Source organism: Nocardioides sp. NPDC058538 (genome assembly GCF_042719275.1).
Classification (GTDB): Bacteria; Actinomycetota; Actinomycetes; order Propionibacteriales; family Nocardioidaceae; genus Nocardioides.
In genome coordinates this window covers 71,225-86,777 of the sequence record NZ_JBHXNY010000023.1, presented here as the reverse complement: position 1 = coordinate 86,777, position 15,553 = coordinate 71,225, and the positions used below count along the sequence as shown (strand labels likewise).

At 68.9% G+C, this 15,553-nt stretch carries 16 protein-coding genes; 9 read left to right on the top strand and 7 right to left on the bottom strand.

What is annotated here, in order from left to right:
• Window positions 1-22 precede the first annotated feature (22 nt).
• The 5 genes from ACFWQC_RS19810 to ACFWQC_RS19790 all read right to left on the bottom strand — a co-directional run bounded on the left by ACFWQC_RS19810 (window position 23) and on the right by ACFWQC_RS19790 (window position 4,540).
• Window positions 23-499: a pyridoxamine 5'-phosphate oxidase family protein gene (locus ACFWQC_RS19810; protein ID WP_378681711.1), complete on the bottom strand. Its 477-nt coding sequence runs from the start codon at window positions 497-499 to the stop codon at window positions 23-25.
• Window positions 500-745: 246 nt separating this feature from the next.
• Window positions 746-1,246 carry a GNAT family N-acetyltransferase gene (locus ACFWQC_RS19805; RefSeq protein WP_378681708.1) on the bottom strand — a complete coding sequence of 167 codons (501 nt, stop codon included), beginning with the start codon at window positions 1,244-1,246 and terminating at the stop codon, window positions 746-748.
• A gap of 8 nt (window positions 1,247-1,254) precedes the next feature.
• A complete protein-coding gene (lepA, locus tag ACFWQC_RS19800) occupies window positions 1,255-3,135 on the bottom strand; it encodes a translation elongation factor 4 (protein ID WP_378681706.1) in 1,881 nt (626 codons plus the stop codon).
• A 61-nt stretch (window positions 3,136-3,196) separates the two neighbouring features.
• Window positions 3,197-4,156 carry a hypothetical protein gene (locus tag ACFWQC_RS19795; RefSeq protein ID WP_378681703.1) on the bottom strand — a complete coding sequence of 320 codons (960 nt, stop codon included), beginning with the start codon at window positions 4,154-4,156 and terminating at the stop codon, window positions 3,197-3,199.
• Window positions 4,157-4,171: 15 nt separating this feature from the next.
• Window positions 4,172-4,540: a YciI family protein gene (locus ACFWQC_RS19790; protein WP_378681700.1), complete on the bottom strand. Its 369-nt coding sequence runs from the start codon at window positions 4,538-4,540 to the stop codon at window positions 4,172-4,174.
• 37 nt (window positions 4,541-4,577) lie between these two features.
• Between ACFWQC_RS19790 and ACFWQC_RS19785 the strand changes: the two genes are divergently transcribed.
• A complete protein-coding gene (locus ACFWQC_RS19785; protein ID WP_378681697.1) occupies window positions 4,578-5,822 on the top strand; it encodes an RNA polymerase sigma factor in 1,245 nt (414 codons plus the stop codon).
• On the opposite strand, the gene ACFWQC_RS19780 is transcribed toward ACFWQC_RS19785, so the two are convergent.
• Entirely contained in the window at window positions 5,795-6,238 is a 444-nt protein-coding gene (locus tag ACFWQC_RS19780) for a hypothetical protein (protein WP_378681694.1), read from the bottom strand. The two genes, ACFWQC_RS19785 and ACFWQC_RS19780, sit on opposite strands and share 28 nt — an antisense overlap.
• Window positions 6,239-6,426: 188 nt before the next feature.
• Between ACFWQC_RS19780 and ACFWQC_RS19775 the strand changes: the two genes are divergently transcribed.
• The 8 genes from ACFWQC_RS19775 (at window position 6,427) to ACFWQC_RS19740 (ending at window position 13,586) form a co-directional block, all read left to right on the top strand.
• Window positions 6,427-8,001 carry an alkaline phosphatase D family protein gene (locus ACFWQC_RS19775; protein ID WP_378681691.1) on the top strand — a complete coding sequence of 525 codons (1,575 nt, stop codon included), beginning with the start codon at window positions 6,427-6,429 and terminating at the stop codon, window positions 7,999-8,001.
• A 78-nt stretch (window positions 8,002-8,079) separates the two neighbouring features.
• Window positions 8,080-8,382 (top strand): hypothetical protein, encoded by a 303-nt coding sequence (locus ACFWQC_RS19770; RefSeq protein WP_378681688.1) that lies wholly within the window; start codon window positions 8,080-8,082, stop codon window positions 8,380-8,382.
• Window positions 8,382-9,431 carry a hypothetical protein gene (locus tag ACFWQC_RS19765; protein WP_378681685.1) on the top strand — a complete coding sequence of 350 codons (1,050 nt, stop codon included), beginning with the start codon at window positions 8,382-8,384 and terminating at the stop codon, window positions 9,429-9,431. The genes ACFWQC_RS19770 and ACFWQC_RS19765 overlap by 1 nt, the downstream gene beginning before the upstream one ends.
• A complete protein-coding gene (locus ACFWQC_RS19760) occupies window positions 9,428-9,925 on the top strand; it encodes a DUF4919 domain-containing protein (protein WP_378681682.1) in 498 nt (165 codons plus the stop codon). Before ACFWQC_RS19765 ends, ACFWQC_RS19760 begins: the two co-directional genes overlap by 4 nt.
• Window positions 9,925-10,995 (top strand): hypothetical protein, encoded by a 1,071-nt coding sequence (locus ACFWQC_RS19755; RefSeq protein ID WP_378681679.1) that lies wholly within the window; start codon window positions 9,925-9,927, stop codon window positions 10,993-10,995. The genes ACFWQC_RS19760 and ACFWQC_RS19755 overlap by 1 nt, the downstream gene beginning before the upstream one ends.
• Window positions 10,992-11,489 (top strand): DUF4919 domain-containing protein, encoded by a 498-nt coding sequence (locus ACFWQC_RS19750; protein WP_378681676.1) that lies wholly within the window; start codon window positions 10,992-10,994, stop codon window positions 11,487-11,489. Before ACFWQC_RS19755 ends, ACFWQC_RS19750 begins: the two co-directional genes overlap by 4 nt.
• A 21-nt stretch (window positions 11,490-11,510) precedes the next feature.
• Entirely contained in the window at window positions 11,511-12,575 is a 1,065-nt protein-coding gene (locus ACFWQC_RS19745; RefSeq protein ID WP_378681674.1) for a WD40 repeat domain-containing protein, read from the top strand.
• Window positions 12,576-12,620: 45 nt separating this feature from the next.
• Window positions 12,621-13,586: a hypothetical protein gene (locus ACFWQC_RS19740; RefSeq protein ID WP_378681671.1), complete on the top strand. Its 966-nt coding sequence runs from the start codon at window positions 12,621-12,623 to the stop codon at window positions 13,584-13,586.
• Here the strand turns inward: ACFWQC_RS19740 and ACFWQC_RS19735 are convergent.
• Window positions 13,571-15,430, bottom strand: coding sequence for an AMP-dependent synthetase/ligase (locus ACFWQC_RS19735; RefSeq protein ID WP_378681668.1), 1,860 nt, complete (start codon window positions 15,428-15,430; stop codon window positions 13,571-13,573). The genes ACFWQC_RS19740 and ACFWQC_RS19735 overlap by 16 nt on opposite strands.
• Window positions 15,431-15,553 lie beyond the last annotated feature (123 nt).

Below are 15,553 nucleotides of genomic sequence, written 5' to 3'. Positions count from 1 at the left end.
ACTAGCGCGGACCGACCCGAAGTCAGTCGAAGACGAAGGCGGTCGCGTCCTTCGGGAACGAGGTCCAGGCCCGGATCCGCCGCGGATGCACCGCGGGCGTCCCCTCGATGTAGTGCTTCGCCTCGAAGACGTTCTCGCCGTAGTCGGGATACTTCGCGTTCAGGAGCCCCGCGATCTCCCCGGCAACCTTGGAGTCGAAGGTCGTTGTCCGCACCTCCCCTTCGATGACGACCAGCTTCCACGGATCCGGCAGGTTCACCGTCACCTTCGGATGCTCGGCCGCGAGCCGCCGGTGCAACGTCTCCGGGCTGCCTCCGTAGACCAGCTTGTCCTCGAACCAGATCCCGTCCAGCGGTGTCACGTGCGGACTCCGCCCCGGTCTCTCGAACGCGAACCAGAACTGCTTCGCCTCGACCAGCTGCTGACGTACGTCCTCCCACGCCAGCAGCTCGCTCGGCGTGCCGTACCCCTCCGGAAACCGAATCTGTTCTGTACGCATGTGCCTCACTCAACCACCGCCCACCTCCGGCCGACCCGACCGTTCTTGCGCATGACCGGTGGCTGCCGCGCCCCGCACCTGCCGTGATGGACTACCCGGCATGCATTTTCGGGCTCCACCGCACGCCCTTTGACTGCGTCTACGTGCAGGCCAACGGCATCCGCGTGTTCTGGCAGAACCCCGACGACATCGACCAGCGGCTCGACGACCTCGGGGCTGTTCTCGACAAGCGCGACCGCCGGGGCCTCAGCGACTCCGGATCCAGTGGTCCGGAGGCACATCAGACCGCCCAGCAACAGGCTCGGTGGTCTCGACCCATCGTTCGCCCCACGCCTGAGCAGCAACACGACGCCAGAAGGTCATCGCTCTGGTGTTGTCGTGCTGGAACGGGATCGCCCATGGCCCAGGGTGTCGGCCGATGATGTCGAGCGCGAAGGTCTGGCCCATGCCGCCACGACGCGCGGCGGGGACGAGGAAGAAGGCCTGCATGGCGCGCTCCACGAAGCCCAGGCCACGAACCAGCGCGAACCCGATCGGCGCGGACTCCCCGGTGTTCGGGTGAGGGGCCCAGGCCAGGTAGCCGCAGCGGTCGTCGGCCGGATACTCATCGAGCCATTCGTGCCGGTAACGGCCATCCGCGAGCGGGAAACCGTTCACGATCGGCGCGAGATCATGGCGGAAGTCCTGCCACAACCAGGCGACGGTCTCCCATTCGGCCTCACCCGAGACCGGCCGGATCTCGACCACCGGCCGGGTCACTTCTTCCCGGCGGACTTGTCGGTGGAGGGCTGGGTGGTGGAGAGGGCGGCGACGAAGGCTTCCTGGGGAACCTCGACGCGACCAACCATCTTCATCCGCTTCTTGCCCTCCTTCTGCTTCTCGAGCAGCTTGCGCTTACGCGAGATGTCACCGCCGTAGCACTTGGCGAGGACGTCCTTGCGGATCGCTCGGATGGTCTCGCGGGCGATGACCCGGGCGCCGATCGCGGCCTGGATCGGCACCTCGAACTGCTGCCTGGGGATCAGCTCGCGCAGCTTGCCGACCATCATGACCCCATAGGCGTACGCGGCCTCACGATGCACGATCGCCGAGAACGCGTCGACTGGCTCGCCCTGGAGCAGGATGTCGACCTTGACCAGGTCGGAGGCCTGGTCGCCGGTGAACTCGTAGTTCAGCGAGGCGTACCCCTTGGTCGACGACTTGAGCTGGTCGAAGAAGTCGAAGGCGATCTCGCCCATGGGCAGGACGTAGCGCATCTCGACGCGGTCCGCGGAGAGGTAGTCCATGCCGCCGAGGGTGCCGCGCTTCTTCTGGCACAGCTCCATGATCGTGCCGATGTAGTCGGCCGGCGAGAGGATCGTGGCCTTGACGACCGGTTCGCGCACCTCGCGGATCTTGCCCTCGGGGAACTCCGACGGGTTGGTGACGATGTGCTCGGAGCCGTCCTCCATGATCACGTCGTAGACCACGTTGGGGGCCGTCGAGATGAGGTCGAGGTTGAACTCGCGCTCGAGACGGTCGCGGGTGATCTCCATGTGCAGCAGGCCGAGGAAGCCGACGCGGAAGCCGAAGCCGAGCGCACCCGAGGTCTCCGGCTCGTAGGTCAGGGCCGCGTCGTTGAGCTGCAGCTTGTCGAGCGCCTCGCGCAGGACCGGGTACTGGTCGCCGTCGATCGGGTAGAGCCCGGCGAAGACCATCGGGTTGGGGTGCGAGTATCCACCGAGCATCTCCTCGGCGGGTCGGTTGTTGCCGGTGACGGTGTCACCCACGCGTGACTGGCGGACGTCCTTCACGCCGGTGATCAGGTAGCCGGTCTCCCCGACGCCGATGTGGTCGGCCTTGACCGGCTCCGGGCTGATCACACCCAGCTCGAGCATCTCGTGGACCGCGCCGGTCGACATCATCTTGATCTTGTCGCGGTGGGTCAGCTTGCCGTCGAAGACCCGGACGTAGGTCACCACGCCGCGGTAGGTGTCGTAGACCGAGTCGAAGATCAGTGCCCGCGCCGGCGCATCCGGGTCGCCGACAGGGGCCGGCACCTGCTTCACGATCTCGTTGAGGAGATTCTCGACGCCGAGACCGGTCTTGGCGGAGGTGAGCAGGACGTCCGAGACGTCGCAGCCGACGAGGTTGGCCAGCTCCTCGGCGTACTTCTCGACGTTGGCCGACGGCAGGTCGATCTTGTTGAGCACCGGGATGATCTGCAGGTCCGCACCCATGGCGAGGTAGAGATTCGCCAGCGTCTGCGCCTCGATGCCCTGCGCGGCGTCGACCAGCAGGATCGCGGCCTCACACGCCTCGAGCGACCGGGAGACCTCGTAGGTGAAGTCGACGTGGCCGGGGGTGTCGATCATGTTGAGGATGTACGTGCCCGGCTCGGCGTCAGCCTCGTTGCCCTCGGCCACCGTCCACGGCATGCGGACCGCTTGCGACTTGATCGTGATGCCGCGCTCGCGCTCGATGTCCATGCGGTCGAGGTACTGCGCCTTGGCCTCACGCTCGCCGACGACACCCGTCAGCTGCAGCATCCGGTCGGCCAGCGTCGATTTGCCGTGGTCGATGTGGGCGATGATGCAGAAGTTACGGATGATCGCCGGGTCGGTGGACCCAGGCTTCGGCGCGGAGTTCGTGGGCACGGGCTGCTTTCGCTCTGTGTCTCTTGAGGGGGACGTACGTCTTCTTCCGATTGTCCCACGCTCAGTACTGATGGAACCAAAGCGGCAGCTGCACCGACTCGCCCGGGCAGGTCACGTTGCGGTCGCGGCCGTCCTCGAGCCACTGCACCATCACCGCGACACCGCCCTGGAACATCCACTCGCCGCCGCACCGCTCCAGGGCCGCGGCCCGCGATGCCTCGCCCGCCGGGCGCCACTCGGGCAGCTGCAGCTGCAGGTCGCCGACGATCGGCGTCCACAGGCCCTCGATCGAGTAGACCCCGACCCGCTTCCCGGCGTCCTGATAGCCGGCCAGGGCTCCCTTGACCACCGCCTGGTTGGCCTCGATGTCGTCGGTCCACTCCCAGACCGCGACCGGCTCGACGTCCATCCAGACCGAGGGCGACTCCAGGCCGGCGCGCTCCATCGCCTCCAGATTCCACACCGCCTGCTGGTAGCCGACGTTGGTCAGCCGGCCGATCTTCGTGTCCGGGTCGCCCGGCCCTTCGCCGCCGTGCTCGCGGATCGTGGCGTCGCGGGGGTAGGAGGTGACCGCATAGGCGGAGGTCATCACCTTGTTCTTCTTGGCCCACTCGACCTGCGAGGCCAGACACGGGTTGGGGGTGAACGCCGGGCCGTTGGTGAGCCCGATGACCACGTACTCCGCCGAGGCGAGCGGCATCGGCAGCCCCAGCGTCCGACGTTCCTTGATGCCCATCCCCTCGGGACACTGCGGCCAGCTCAGGTCACCGCCCTCGACGATCCCGCGATCATCGGCGGGCGGGACGGACGGGATCTCCAGCGACTCGGGCGCGCGTGGTGGCACGCTCGCCGACGTCTGGGGCGCCGTGTTCGCGGGCATCGACGGCGAGGCGGACTCGGACTCGGCCTCGGCCTCGGCCGGGGGCTCGGCGGCGCAGCCGAACAGCACCGGCGCCGCCAGGAGCAGCAGCACAGCGGCGAACAGGTTCTCTCTTGCCCACATCACCGCAGATACTGCCACCCGCATCCCAGCGGGTCACACCTGCGCGAAGTCGTCCCCCATCACCGGCCGGATCTCGATCGGCTCGCCGAGGACAGCGACGATCCGCGACACGATGTCGATGGCGCGCTCCTGGCTGGCCACGTCGATGATCGCGAAGCTGGCCAGCACCTCCTTCAGCTCGGCGAACGGACCATCGGTCGCGACCGGACCGTTCTCGCCCGGCCGCACCGTGACCGACACGGCCGGATGCCCCAGGCCCTCGGTGCTGACCAGCTCGCCGTTGGCGACCAGCTCATCCTCGAACTTCTGGTACTCCGCGAACGCCGCGAGCGCCTCCTCGGAGGCCGTGTCGGAGGCATCCCACGCCTCGGCGGGCGTGTAGCCCAGCATCAGGTATTTCATGCCTCGAAACTAGACCCTCGAACTAGGCTCTGTCGGCATGACCGGACCGGCGGCGCTCGAGGACCTGCTGCGGACCGAGGCGCCGTACGTCCTGAGCGCCCTGGTCCGCCGCTTCGGACGGTTCGAGGCCGCCGAGGACGCGGTCCAGGAGGCGCTGCTGGACGCCAGCGTCCAGTGGGCGCGCGACGGCGTGCCGGAGAACCCGCGCTCCTGGCTGACCAGGATCGGCTACCGGCGGATGGTGGATCTGCTCCGCTCCGAGCAGGCGGCCCACCGCCGCGAGATCCAGGTCGGCATCGCCGAGGTGGTCACTCCGGCCGGCCCGGCGGCGGAGACCGACGACAGCCTGGCGCTGTTGCTGCTGTGCTGTCATCCGGCGCTGTCGCGGACCGGGCAGGTGGCGCTCACGCTGCGCGCCGTGGGCGGACTGACGACGACCGAGATCGCCCATGCGTACGGCGTGACGGAGAACACCATGGGCACCCGGATCAGCCGGGCGAAGCAGACGCTGCGCAAGGCCGGCGCCCGGTTCACGCCGCCAGGGCAGGCCGAGCGCGCCGACCGGATCGGCGCCGTGCTCGAGGTGCTCTACCTCGTCTTCAACGAGGGCTACACCGCCACTGCCGGCGCCGAGCTGGGCAGGGTCGACCTGACGCACGAGTCGATCCGGCTGACCCGGATGCTGACCCGGATCGCTCCCGGCGAGCCCGAGGTCGCCGGCCTGCTGGCGCTGATGCTGCTCACCGAGGCGCGGCGCCCGGCACGCACCGATCCCGACCTCGGCCTGGTGCCGCTGGCCGAGCAGGACCGCTCGCGGTGGGACCGCGCGCTGATCGAGGAGGGACTGGCCATGCTGGAGGAGGTGTGGGGGCGGGGTGATCCCGGGCCCTTCCAGCTCCAGGCGGCGATCGCCGCGGTCCATGCCCACGCGGAATCCGCCGCGGACACCGACTGGCACGAGATCCTCGGCCTCTACCTGCTGCTGGAACGTACGCTGCCGACCGCGCCGGTACGCCTGGGCCGCGTGGTCGCGGCGGCTCATGCGTTCGGCCCGGTGGTCGGTCTGCAGCTGCTGGACGAGCTCGACGCCGAGCATGGCCTCGCCGGCGATCCGCTGACCGCGCAGCGGGTCCTGGCGGTGCGTGCGCACCTGCTGGACCAGCGGCGCGATCCCTCCGCAGCCGCCCAGTTCCGGGCGGCTGCGGAGCTGACCGCCAACGAGGCCGAGCGCGACTACCTGCTGAGGCGCGCGGATCAGACCCGCGTCATCGTCGACTCGTAGCCGCCCTGGCCGGCGTAGTCCCACTCGCCGGTCATGACGTCGCCGGTTTCGTCGAAGGTGCCGACGAACTTCACCGGCGATCCCTTCTCCCCGCCCCAGATGGTGAGGGTGTCGCCGTCGAGCTCGTAGACGTAGTCGAGGGTGGCGCCGGTGTTGTCGTAGTAGCGCGAGTGCACGTCGGCGCTGGGCTCCTCACCGAACGGACGCAGGTTGCCGATCACCTCGATCCCGGTCGTGACCTGCTCGAACTGCTCCAGCCGTACGTCTTGCAGCAGGAAGTAGCCGCCTTCCATCCAACGGTAGGTCACCTCGCCCTCCGCTCCGCCGGTCACCTTCCAGGTGCCGATGAGCCGGTCCAGGGCTCGGACGCCGGGGCTCGGTGCGGGCAGTGCGGGCATGGAGTACTCGTCGTTCATGATGTCGCTCCTCAGATGCGGCCGGTGTCTCCGGCCTTCACCGCTCTCTCGGAGCCCGCCCAGCGTTCTCGACATCCGGGTGAAAGAAATTCTTCTTCACCCTGGAGGCGGCACCCTTCGCGTACGTGTTCACCGAGACGACCCGCGGAACTCACCGGTCGTTCCGCCGGAATCGGCAGGTTTGGCCCATGACCCCACTCAACCGCCGCTCCGTCCTCGGCCTCGGTGCCGCCGCCGGTGCCGGACTCGTCATCCCCACGACCGCAGCAGCCGCCCACGCCGCCCCCGCCTTCGGCCCCGCCAATTTCGTACGGAGCAACCGCCCGACCCTCACCCACGGCGTCCAGTCCGGAGACGTCGGCGCCCGGGGCGGGGTCCTGTGGAGCCGCGCGGACAAGACCTCTCGCCTGGTCGCGGAGGTCTCGGCCGACGAGTCCTTCCGCCGGGCCCGCCCGGTCAGCGGACCGGTGGTGACCGCGCGGAGCGACTTCACCGGAGAGCTGAAGGTCGACCGCCTCGAGGCAGGGCGCGACTACTTCTACCGGGTCCGTGCCGTCGACCCCGACGACCCGCGACGCGGCAGCGCCTGGGAGCTGGGCCGGCTGCGTACCGCTCCGGCACGTCGCCAGGACATCCGGTTCCTGTGGTCCGGCGACATCTCCGGCCAGGGCTGGGGCGCCAACCCCGACTTCGGTGGCTTCCGGATCGCGCCCGCGATGGCGGCGCGCGAGGCCGACTTCTTCCTGAGCTCCGGCGACAACGTCTACGCCGACGGCCCGCTCACCTCGACCGTGACCCTCCCCGACGGACGGGTCTGGAACAACATCGTCACCGAGGAGAAGCACAAGGTCGCCGAGACGCTGGCCGAGTTCCGTGGGCAGTACGCCTACAACCTGCTCGCCGACAACTGGCGCGCGTTCCTCGCCCGGACGCCGATCGTGGCGCAGTGGGACGACCACGAGGTCACCAACAACTGGTACCCGGGCGAGATCCTCCCCGACGACGGCCGCTACGCCGAGCGCCGCGTCGACGTCCTCGCGGCCCGGGCGAAGCAGGCTTTCCACGAGTACATCCCGGTCGGCGACGCCTCCCCCGACCCCGACGGCCGGATCTACCGCAAGCTCTCCTACGGCCCGCTGATGGACCTCTTCGTCCTTGACATGCGCACCCACAAGGACGCCAACACGAGCGACGCCGAGACGAGCGCCGACGGCGGCGTGCTCGGCGAGCGTCAGACCCGCTGGCTCCTGCGCGAGCTGGCCGCCTCCCGGGCCACCTGGAAGGTCATCGCCGCCGACCTGCCGATCGGCCTGGTCGTCCCCGACGGCACCCTGCAGGAGGGCATCTCCCAGGGTGACGGCGGCGCCCCGCTAGGCCGCGAGCTCGACATCGCCAGAGTCTTGACCGGGCTCAAGCGCCTCGGCATCCGCAACCACGTCTGGCTGACCGCCGACGTCCACTACACGGCCGCGCACTCCTACGACCCCGACCGCGCCGCGTACCAGGACTTCGACCCGTTCTGGGAGTTCGTCTCCGGCCCACTCAACGCCGGCGCGTTCGGCCCCAACAAGCTGGACCCCACCTTCGGTCCGGCCGCCGAGTTCGTGGCCGCTCCCCCGGCCGCCAACGCCTCGCCCGCCGACGGCTTCCAGTTCTTCGGCGAGGTCGAGATCGACGGACGTACCCAGCAGCTCACCGTCACCCTCCGTGACGTCGACGGCGGAGCGCTTTTTACGAAGACGCTGGACCCGAGTTTCCGTTAGGGTCTCCGGGCTAGGGCGTGTCTCTGTGCAGACACGCCCTAGCCGTCTCCCGTTCGGGCCCAGGAGGACCAGCAGACCATGAGCGAAATTCATGTCGTCCCCAAGGACATGAAGACATCCATCGGCATCGCCACGGACGCCGAGAGCGCCGTACGCAAAGCCGACTCCGCCAGCTATCTGAGCAAGGCGGGCGCTGCGGTCCCAGGGGCGGAGTCGGTCGGCTACATGTCCGATCTCGGCACCCGCTGGACCGATGAGACCAAGGCCGCGGCCGACAGCTCCCAGAAGCTCGCCGCGGAGATGCAGAAGTCTCTCGACGAGTTCGAGGCCGCCGACAAGGCCGCCGGCGACAAGGGCGGAAAGGTCATGGGCCCGAACTGATGGCGATCACGTTCGGCCAGGTCAAGACGTGGAAGGCCGCACCGCTGGGTGACGCCGGCGACGGTCTCAAGGCCGACCTCCGCAAGCTGGAGACCAGCCGCGACGAGCTCGAGGCCAACGGCGTCGCCAAGTCCTGGACCGGTGTCGCCGCCGACGCCGCCCGCGGCCACCGCGACACCCTGGTCAAGAACCTCAGCACCCACATCACCGGCAAGGAGGGTATGCAGAAAGCCCTCTACTCCGCCGAGACCCAGGTCGAAGCCATCGAACGCCTCGTCCAAGGCATCCAGGACCGCGCCAAGACCAACGAGTTCACCGTCGCCGACGACGGCACGGTCACCAGCACCGCCACGCCGCCCACCTTCAAGAGCCGCTACGAGGCCGAGGAATGGGGCAGCAGCCGCAACACCATCGCCCAGGAGCTCGCCGACGACATCTCCGACGCCCTCGCCAAGGCAGCCGGCGTCGACGTGATCCTCAGCGACGGCATCCCGACCGGCACCGTCCAGTCCCTCGACGACACCCGCGAGCAGCGCGGGACCGCCTCCCCCGAGGTCGCCGAGCGGTGGGCTCAGCTCACCGACGCCGAGCGCAAGGCGATCATCGACCAGAAGATCGAGGAGCTCGCCAAGGAGTACGGGGTCGACGTCGAGGACATCATCTGGGACGACACGATCTCCGGCAACGGGTCCTGGAGCGAGGACGAGAAGGCCGTGCGCCTCAACCCGGACAGGCTCAGCGATCCCGACCTCCTGCACACCGTGGCCCACGAGATGCGTCACGCCCGGCAGTACGAGGCGATCGAGGACAACAACGACTTCCAGTTCTGGTGGGAGGACGACCCCTTCGACGCGCACGAGGAGGACGGCATCACCGAGGAGCAGGCCGAGGAGTGGGAGGAGAACTTCGACGACTACAAGAGTCCTGACCAGGACTTCGACGCCTACTACAACCAGCCCGTCGAGGCCGATGCCCGCAAGTCCGGTCGCGAATATCTCGACAACCTGACCGCCGCTGAGCTCGACCGTCTCCTGAAGGAGTCGAAATGACGACGTACGCCGATCTGGTCACCGCCTACCTCGACGACCCCGGCCCCGAGACGCTGGCGCCGCTGCGCCGTGCGGTCCGCAACTCCGCCAACTTCACCATCGACCTCGACCTCAGCGCCGTCGACAAGCTGCTCGACGAGGGCGCCTACGCCGAGGCCGCGGCCGCGCTGCGGGCACTCATGCCCGGGGCGATCTTCAGCCCGTCCGCCCATCTGCGCCTGGCGACGGCCCTGGAGCGCTCCGGTGAGGAGCGCTCCGCCGCTCGCGAGCGCCAGGTCGCCAGCGCCGCCCTGCGCAGCATCCGGGCAACCGGCGACGGCACCCAGGAGAATCCCTGGACCGTGCTGCGGATCAACGACGAGTACGACCTGCTCCGCGCGCTCAAGAAGGTCCCCGGCCGCCAGGATCTCCTGGAGGCCGACGGGCGGCGTATCGACCGCCACACCTGCACCGACGGGACCCTCGCTCACTTCGACGCGTCCGCGCTCGTCTGATGGCGATCACGTTCGGCCAGGTCAAGACCTGGAAGGCCGCACCGCTGGGTGACGCCGGTGACGGTCTCAAGGCCGACCTCCGCAAGCTGGAGACCAGCCGCGACGAGCTCGAGGCCAACGGCGTCGCCAAGTCCTGGACCGGGATGGCCGCCGACGCCGCCCGAGGTCATCGCGACGGCCTGGTCAAGAGCCTCAGCAGTCACATCACCGCCAAGCAGGAGATGCAGAAGGCGCTCTACACCGCCGAAGCGCAGGTCGAGGAGATCGAGCGTCTCGTCCAGGGAATCCTCGACCGGGCCAAGACCCAGGAGTTCACGGTCAGCGACGACGGCACGGTGACCAGCACCGCCACCCCACCGCAGTTCAAGAGCCGTTTCGAGGCCGAGGAGTGGGGCAACAGCCGTCAGAACGTCGCCCAGGAGATCGCCGACGAGATCGAGAAGGCCCTCGCCAAGGCCGTCGGTGTCGACGCGATCCTCGCCCGCGGCCTGCCGACCGGCATCGACGAGCAGGGTGACGAGTACGGCAACATCGACCCGGCCATCGCGGAGAAGTGGGAGACGCTCAGCATCGAGGAGCGCAAGGCCGTGCTCGAGGAGATGGTCAAGAAGATCGCCGCGGAGAGCGGCGTCGACATGCCCACCATCGACTGGGACGCCCTGGAGAACGACACCTGGGACGACAACAGCATCACCTACGGCTACTGGAGCGACGAAGAGCCCACGATGGCGCTCAACCCCAACGTGCTCGACGACCCCGGCCAGCTGATCAACACCGTCGCCCACGAGGTCCGGCACGGCCGCCAGCACGAGGCCATCGACGACAAGAACGACTGGCAGTTCTGGTGGGAGGACGATCCCTTCGACGAGCACAAGGAAGACGGGATCAGCGAGGAGCAGGCCGAGGAGTGGGAGGAGAACTTCGACGACTACAAGAGCACCGACAACGGTGACTCCTTCGACGAGTACTACAACCAGCCCGTCGAGACCGACGCCCGCAACTCCGGCCGTGACTACCTGAACAACCTCACCGAGGAGGAGTTCAACCGTCTCCTCGAGGAGTCCCGATGACGACGTACGCCGATCTGGTCTCCGCCTACCTCGACGACCCTGGCCCCGAGACCCTCGGGCCGCTTCGCCGCGCGGTCCGCGGTTCGGCGAACTTCACCCCCGACCTCGACCTCGACTCGGTCGACCGCCTGCTCGCCGAGGGGTCGTACGCAGCGGCCACCGCCGAGCTGCGGCGGGTCATGCCGGGCGCGATCTTCAGTCCCTCGGTCCACCTGCGGATGGCCACCGCGCTGGAGCAGTCCGGCGACGGACGGGCCGGCGCGCGCGAGCGGCAGGTCGCCGGCGCCGCGCTGCGCAGCATCCGCTCCACCGGCGACGGCAGCGAGCAACATCCGTGGTCGGTGCTGCGTATCAACGACGAGTACGACATGCTCCGAGCCCTCGACAAGGTCCGGGCCCGCCAGGACCTCGTCGAGACCGGAGGCCGTCGACTCGACCGCCTCACCTGCACCGACGGCACCGTCGCCTACTTCGACGTGTCCTCGTTCGCCTGACCGACCTCTCCAGAAGGACCGATGAAACCCCGAACGTACGTCCTCAGCGTCCCGATCATCGGCGTGCTCGCCGCCGCGCTCCTGGCCGGGTGCGCAAGCGACCCCGACCAGGACGGCTGTGACATCTCCGCGCTCGGGACGTCCGGCGGCTCGATCAGCCTGGCCGCCGCGATCATGCCGTCGCGGCTCGACGCAGGCTCACTGGTCACCGACCCCGAGGGGAAGTACGTCGTGGCCAGCTGCACCGACGGCACCTGCCGCTGGAGCGCCGCCGGTGGTGCGTACGAGACGATCTCCGAGACGGGCTACGGCGCCATCAGCCCCGACCTCACGCTCGTCGCGCGGAAGGTCGGCTGCTCCGACATCGCGCTGGTCGAGGTGGAGGGCGACAAGCAGGTCCAGCGGCTCGAGGGCCTGCCGAACCCGAAGGTCACCGACGCCAGCCCGGTCGGGAAGATCGCGTTCAGCCCCGACGGCAAGCTCGTCGCCGGTGCCGGGCTCGAGGGCGACCTGATCATCTGGTCGGTCGAGGACGGCGACGAGGTGGCGAGCACCGATCTCGGCAGCGGTGTCGGGGCGATCTCGTTCAGCCCCGACGGCAAGCTGGTCGCGGTCGCCGCCGAAGACAGGGTCTCGATCCTCGACACCGACTCGGGCGAGGAGCTCGCCGGTGTGCCGGCCGGAGGCCAGGCCAGGCCCGTCTGGAGCCCGGACAGCCATTGGCTGGCAGCTGTCACCGCCACTGGGGTCGCCACGATCTGGGACACTCGCACCTTCACCGCCGTGGCAGACCTGCCCGGGTACGACACCGCCGCGGTCGCCTTCTCACCGGACTCCCGCTCCTTGGCGACGATCAGCACAGCCGACGCCGACGACTCAACCGGGTTGCGGCTCTGGGCACCGGCCGCACTCGGCGGGTCGGGGCAGAGCCGCAACCTGACGTCCATGTCTCCGGAGGCGAACGTGGTCTTCAGCCCCGACGGCAAGGCCCTCTACACAGCCTCGGCCGAGGACGGCGTGGCCGCCTGGGACGTCGCCGCAGGGAAGCCCGCCGGGCAGTTCGACCAGCCGCCGATGCCCGAGTAGATCTCCGCTGGCGCATCCTGGCCGACGTACACAAGGATGTTCGTCGTGACCGCGATCCCGACGAACATCCCTCACGGGCAGACCGCCCGCCGCCTGGAGTGGCCCCACCTGCCGCCGTTCCTGCGGTCCTCGATCGAGAAGCGGCTCGGCGGTGGGCCGGTGGTCTCGGCGGAGTCGCACGGGGCCGGGTTCACGCCGGGGTTCGCCTCGGTGCTGACCTGCCAGGACGGTTCCCAGCACTTCGTGAAGGCGGCCTCCGCCAAGGCGCAGCGCGACTCGGCGGCGCTCTACCGGGAGGAGGCGGCGAAGCTGAAGAAGCTCGCCGGCTGGGTTCCCGCCCCGAAGCTGAAGTGGTTCGACGACGGCGAGTGGGTGGTCCTGGCCTTCGAGTACGTCGAGTCGCGGCTGCCGTCGCGGCCGTGGACGCCCGCGGACCTCGAGGTCGTCTCCCAGGCTCTGGTCGAGGCCGCCGCCACACTCACCCCGGCTCCGGGCATCGGCTGGCCGACCTTCGCCGAGGAGCACGCCTCCTACCCCGGTCTGTGGGACCGAGTCGCCGGTTACCCGCATGCCGACCGGGCGGCCTCGCTCGCGGCAGGCTTCGCGGAGCACACCGCCGGCGAGACGTTGGTCCACCTGGACGTACGCGACGACACCGTCCTCATCCGGCCCGACGGGGGCGTACTGCTGGTCGAGTGGACCTGGCCGGTTCTCGGCGCCGACTGGGTCGACTCGCTCCTGCTCCTGGTCGGGCCGCGCGGTGACGGCCTCGACGCCGAGTCGTTCCTGGCCACCCATCCGCTGCTGTCGCAGGCCGCGCCGGAGGCCATCGACTCCGTCCTCGCGCTCTTCGCCGGCTACTTCCTGGCCGCCGCCGACCAGCCGGTCAAGACGACCTCGCCCCACCTCCGCAGGATGCAGCGGTGGCAGGGCGAGGTGTGTCTGGACTGGCTGGCCGAGCGCCGCCAATGGTCGACGGAGCGGGACCAGGAGGATCAGGAACCGGCGTAGAACGCGTCGATCCGCGCCTGCTCCTTCGCCTCGACGACGTTGCGCTTCACCTTCAGCGACGGGGTGAGCTCACCGCCCTCGACGGTCAGGTCGTGCTCGAGGATCTCCCACTTCTTGATGGTCTCCCAGCGGTTGAGGCTCGCGTTGAGCTCGTCGACGTAGCCGCCGATCAGCTCACGCACCTGCGGCGAGGTGACGATCTCCTCGTAGGACTTCCCCTCCAGGCCGTGGGAGGCGCCCCAGGCGGTGATCGACTCGGGGTCGAGGGCGATCAGGGCGCTGACGAAGTTGCGGTTGGCACCGAAGACGAGGAACTGGCTGGTGTAGGGGCACAGCGCGGCGAACTTCGACTCGATCGCCGGCGGCGCGACGTACTTCCCGCCCGAGGTCTTGAAGAGCTCCTTGATCCGGCCGGTGATGGTGATGTAGCCCTCCTCGTCGATCGAGGCCTTGTCACCGGTGTGGTACCAGCCCTCGGCGTCGAGCGCCTTGGCGGTCTCCTCGGGCAGGTTGTGGTAGCCCGGCATCACGTGCGGGCCGCGAATGAGCAGCTCGTCGTTCTCGCCGATCTTCACCTCGCTGCCGGGGAACGCCTTGCCGACGGTGCCGAGCTTGTTCTCCTGCAGGGTGCCGACGGAGGCGCCCGCGGCGTTCTCGGTCGAGCCGTAGCCCTCCATGATGAGGATCCCCGCGGCCCGGAACCACTCGGCGATGTCGCGGTTGAGCGGGGCGGAGCCGGAGATGAAGAAACGTACGCGGCCACCGAAGCGGTCACGGACCTTGCTGAGCACCAGCTTGTCGAGCACGGCGTGCTTGAGCGCGATCGAGGTCGGCACGGACTTGCCCTCGCGCAGCAGCCGGTCGCGGGCGATGCCGTTGGCGAAGGCGGCGTCGAAGAGCTTCTTCTTCACACCACCGTCGTTCTCGACCATCATCGTGATCTTGGCGTGCACCTTCTCGAAGATGCGCGGGGCGGCGCCCATGAAGGTCGGCTTCACGATCGCCAGGTTGTCGACGATCTTGTCCATCCGGCCGTCGATCGCGGTCGGGAAGCCGCAAGCGATCTGGATCGAGAGCAGCACCTTGCCGAAGACGTGCGACATCGGCAGCCACAGGAACTGCAGGTCGTCGGGACCGAGCACGTCGCCCTGGACCCGGACGGCCTCACCCTCGTAGACCCAGGCACGGTGAAGCAGGCGCACACCCTTCGGCCGGCCGGTGGTGCCCGAGGTGTAGACCAGCGTCGCCAGGTGGTCCGCGGTGATCTTGGCCGCGGTCTCCTCGATCAGGTCCGGGTGGTCGGCGAGGTACTTGTCGCCGATGACCGCGAGGTCGTCCAGGCCGATGACCCGTTCGCCGTCGGTCTGGCCTTCGAAGGTGATCACCTTGACGATCTCGGGCAGGTCGGCGGCCCTCTCGGCGATCTTGGCGAGCTGACCGTCGTCCTCGGCGAAGACGAAGCGGCACTCGGCGTCACCGAGGATGTAGGCGGTGTCGTCGACGTTGGTCGTCGGGTAGACCGTCGTGGTGGCGCCGCCGGCGAGCATCACCGCGAGGTCGGCGATGATCCACTCGTAGCGCGTGGTCGAGGCGATGCCGACCCGCTGCTCGAGCTCGAGGCCGAGCGAGACGAGGCCCGCGGCGAGGCGGCTGGCCATGTCGCTGGCCTCCTTCCAGGTCAGCGACTTCCACTCCTCTCCGCCTGCCTCGGTCGTCGAGCCGACCACGGGATAGCGGAACGCTTCCGCATTCGGGGTCGCCTTGACCCGGTTGAGGAAGTGAAGGGCGAAGTTCGCCGGCATCTCGTCGAGGAATGCGAGATCGATCGCGGACTGGGTCGGCATGATTCTCCTGGCCTGCAGTGTGTGCGTGGGGGTGAACGGTGGGCGGTTAGCACGAGAGAGACCGCGCGGGGGACCCTAGACGCTGGAGCCGAGCCGCAACAGGGGGTTCCGCCGGAAATCTCG

Excerpts from the sequence above, each read along its gene's own strand:
- ACFWQC_RS19810 (WP_378681711.1), bottom strand. The coding sequence starts at position 499 with ATGCGTACAGAACAGATTCGGTTTCCGGAGGGGTACGGCACGCCGAGC.
- ACFWQC_RS19790 (WP_378681700.1), bottom strand. The coding sequence starts at position 4,540 with ATGAAATACCTGATGCTGGGCTACACGCCCGCCGAGGCGTGGGATGCC.
- ACFWQC_RS19785 (WP_378681697.1), top strand. The coding sequence starts at position 4,578 with ATGACCGGACCGGCGGCGCTCGAGGACCTGCTGCGGACCGAGGCGCCG.
- ACFWQC_RS19780 (WP_378681694.1), bottom strand. The coding sequence starts at position 6,238 with ATGAACGACGAGTACTCCATGCCCGCACTGCCCGCACCGAGCCCCGGC.
- ACFWQC_RS19775 (WP_378681691.1), top strand. The coding sequence starts at position 6,427 with ATGACCCCACTCAACCGCCGCTCCGTCCTCGGCCTCGGTGCCGCCGCC.
- ACFWQC_RS19770 (WP_378681688.1), top strand. The coding sequence starts at position 8,080 with ATGAGCGAAATTCATGTCGTCCCCAAGGACATGAAGACATCCATCGGC.
- ACFWQC_RS19765 (WP_378681685.1), top strand. The coding sequence starts at position 8,382 with ATGGCGATCACGTTCGGCCAGGTCAAGACGTGGAAGGCCGCACCGCTG.
- ACFWQC_RS19760 (WP_378681682.1), top strand. The coding sequence starts at position 9,428 with ATGACGACGTACGCCGATCTGGTCACCGCCTACCTCGACGACCCCGGC.
- ACFWQC_RS19755 (WP_378681679.1), top strand. The coding sequence starts at position 9,925 with ATGGCGATCACGTTCGGCCAGGTCAAGACCTGGAAGGCCGCACCGCTG.
- ACFWQC_RS19750 (WP_378681676.1), top strand. The coding sequence starts at position 10,992 with ATGACGACGTACGCCGATCTGGTCTCCGCCTACCTCGACGACCCTGGC.
- ACFWQC_RS19745 (WP_378681674.1), top strand. The coding sequence starts at position 11,511 with ATGAAACCCCGAACGTACGTCCTCAGCGTCCCGATCATCGGCGTGCTC.
- ACFWQC_RS19735 (WP_378681668.1), bottom strand. The coding sequence starts at position 15,430 with ATGCCGACCCAGTCCGCGATCGATCTCGCATTCCTCGACGAGATGCCG.